Origin of the sequence: Mycobacterium sp. SP-6446 (assembly GCF_001954045.1) — a bacterium.
Classification (GTDB): Bacteria; Actinomycetota; Actinomycetes; order Mycobacteriales; family Mycobacteriaceae; genus Mycobacterium.
In genome coordinates this window covers 1-2,892 of record NZ_MBEM01000119.1, presented here as the reverse complement: position 1 = coordinate 2,892, position 2,892 = coordinate 1, and the positions used below count along the sequence as shown (strand labels likewise).

General features: G+C 67.0%; 2 protein-coding genes, 1 tRNA gene and 1 pseudogene. All 4 read left to right on the top strand.

What is annotated here, in order from left to right; translation table 11 throughout:
- Nucleotides 1-83: 83 nt before the first annotated feature.
- Nucleotides 84-650 (top strand): annotated as a pseudogene (locus A5736_RS10265) (Nramp family divalent metal transporter); the annotation flags it as partial.
- A complete protein-coding gene (locus tag A5736_RS10260; protein ID WP_076245999.1) occupies nucleotides 651-1,715 on the top strand; it encodes a poly-gamma-glutamate hydrolase family protein in 1,065 nt (354 codons plus the stop codon).
- A gap of 25 nt (nucleotides 1,716-1,740) precedes the next feature.
- Nucleotides 1,741-2,565 (top strand): LLM class F420-dependent oxidoreductase, encoded by an 825-nt coding sequence (locus A5736_RS10255; RefSeq protein WP_083667297.1) that lies wholly within the window; start codon nucleotides 1,741-1,743, stop codon nucleotides 2,563-2,565.
- A gap of 51 nt (nucleotides 2,566-2,616) precedes the next feature.
- A tRNA-Arg gene (locus A5736_RS10250) sits at nucleotides 2,617-2,689 on the top strand.
- The last annotated feature ends 203 nt before the right edge of the window (nucleotides 2,690-2,892 follow it).

The window sequence follows — 2,892 nt, the reverse complement described above, 5'->3', positions numbered from 1 at the left end:
GGGGGGGGGCGGCGGGCGGCGCCCGCGGGCGGCGGGGGGGGCGGCGGCGGGGGGGGGGGGGGCCGGCCCCCCCCCCGCGCCGCCCCGCGCCCCCCCCCCCCCGGCGCTGGCTGCTGCGGGTCACCCGGGTGGACGTCGTGCTCGCCATGGCGGTTGCTGGGACGGTGAACGCGGCGATGCTGCTGGTCGCCGCCATCAACCTGCAGGGGCGCGAAACGAGCGGGTCCATCGAGGGTGCGTACACCGCGGTCCATAACACGTTGGGAGTGACGATCGCGGTGCTGTTCGCGGTCGGATTGCTTGCGTCCGGGCTGGCGTCGGCGTCGGTGGGTGCGTACGCCGGCGCGATGATCATGCAGGGATTGCTGCACCGCTCAATCCCCATGCTCGTGCGGCGATTGATCACGCTCTGCCCGGCCGTGGCGATCCTGGCGCTCGATCTCGACCCCACGCGCACCCTGGTGCTCTCGCAGGTCGTGCTGTCGTTCGGCATCCCGTTCGCGGTGCTTCCGCTGATCCGGTTGACCAGCAATCGCACGCTTATGGGTACCGACACCAACCATCCCGTCACGACCGCTATTGGCTGGACTGTCGGAATAATGATTAGTCTGCTTAACGTGGTGCTGATTTGGCTGACGGTGACCGGCTAAATGCCGGCCCGCCGGCATCCCTACTTCGCATACGGGTCGAACCTGTGCGTCAACCAAATGGCGCTGCGGTGTCCGGACGCCGCCGATCCGCGACCGGCGGTCCTGTCCGACCACGACTGGCTGATCAACGAGCGCGGGGTGGCCACCGTCGAGCCATTTACCGGTAACCAGGTGCACGGGGTGCTCTGGCAGATCTCCGATCACGACCTGGCCACCTTGGATAGCGCCGAGGGGGTACCGGTGCGCTACCGGCGCGACCGGCTCACCGTGAACACCAACGACGGAGCGGCACCGGCCTGGGTCTACATCGATCACCGGGTGACTCCGGGTCCGCCGCGGCCCGGCTACCTGCCGCGGATCATCGACGGCGCGGTGCACCACGGGCTTCCGCAACGCTGGATCGACTTCCTGCACCGCTGGGACCCCGCACGCTGGCCTCGCCCGGCATCGGCGAGACCGCGTTCTGGCCCTGGGCCACAGTCACTTTCAGCGTTGTTGAACCAACCCGGCGTGATCGAGTCCAGCCAGCTGCGGTCGCGTTTCGGGTTCCTTGCCATCCACGGCGGCGGCCTGGAGCAGATGACCGACGTCATCGCCGAACGCGCCGCCGAGACCGCCAACGCGTCGGTGTATGTGGTGCGCCATCCCGACCACTACCCGCACCACCTGCCCTCGGTCCTGTTCCAGCCCGGTGAATCGACCCGGCTGGCCGAGTTTCTCGATCATGTCGACGTCGCGGTCTCGCTGCACGGCTATGGCCGCATCGGTCGCAGCACCCAGCTGCTGGCCGGCGGCCGCAATCGCGAGCTGGCCGCCCACCTGGCCCGGCACATCCGGCTGACGGGCTATCAGGTCGTCACCGATCTCGACGACATCCCGCCCGAACTGCGGGGTCTACATCCCGACAACCCGGTCAACCGGGTGCGCAGCGGCGGAACACAACTGGAGCTGTCCGTTCGCGTCAGGGGCCTGAGCCCGCGCAGCCCGCTCCCGGGTCCCGACGGCTTGTCGCCGGTCACCACCGCCCTGGTGCAGGGCTTGGCGGCGGCCGCGCGCGCCTGGTAAGTGTCGTTAGCTGGTTGAACGGAGGTTGTTGGTGGCCAAAGATTTTCGCTTCTCGATGAGCATGCGGTTCTTCAAGTCTCGCGAGAAATTGGTGGAGAAGGCGAAGCGAGCGGAAGACCTCGGATACGACATCCTATGCGTGCCAGACCATCTCGGCGCGGCGGCGCCGTGCCCGACGCTGACGGCGGTCGCGATGGTGACGACGCGGTTGCGGCTGAGCATGTATGTGCTCAATGCCGCGTTCTACAAGCCGGCCCTGCTGAGCAGGGACCTGCAGGCGGTGGATGTGCTCAGCGACGGCCGCCTCGAGATCGGGCTCGGAACCGGCTATGTCAAGGAAGAATTCGAGGCCGCGGAGCTGCCCTACCCGAGCGCCGGAGCGCGGGTCGACTACCTCGGACACATGACGACCTACTTGAAGGAACACCATCCGACGACGCCAATCCTGATCGCCGGCAACGGCGATCGGGTGCTGACCCTGGCCGCCCGGCACGCGGACATCATCGGGCTGACCGGCGCCAGGGTCCGAGACGTCGACGACCCGCTGGCCGAACGCATCGAGTTCGTGCGCAACGCTGCGGGCGATCGGTTTGATCAGCTGGAGCTGAACATGGTGATCACGGCGATGCCGCCCGAGGGCGAGACCGCGCCCGACCTGCGAATGACCCGTCAGTACGCGCCGGACCTCTCCGATGAGCAATTGCTGTCCATGACGTCGGTGCTCAGCGGGTCGCCCCGAGAGATGGCCGACACGCTGACCGGACTGCGTGAAAAGTACGGGCTGACCTCCTTCACCGTGCAGGACAACAACCTCGACGCGTTCGCGAAGGTCATCGCGGAGCTGCGCTGACGTTCGCGCCCGGCGGTCTGCGTAGCGTTTCCCGGTAAGCTCAGCCCGTCCGCCCTCGTAGCTCAGGGGATAGAGCACGGCTCTCCTAAAGCCGGTGTCGCAGGTTCGAATCCTGCCGGGGGCACAGAGTGCGGTGTATTACCTCGGCTGATGATTGACATTTCGCCTTCGGGTGATGCCCGACAGTGTTCCGGCTGATGGTTGACAGATACTTCGGCTGATCCTTGACACTCCTTCGATGAGGGAGTTAAGCGTGGCCGAGCAGAGGTATCAGGCCGTGTTGGCGGTGATCAGCGATGGGTTGTCGGTATCGCAGGTGGCCGAGAA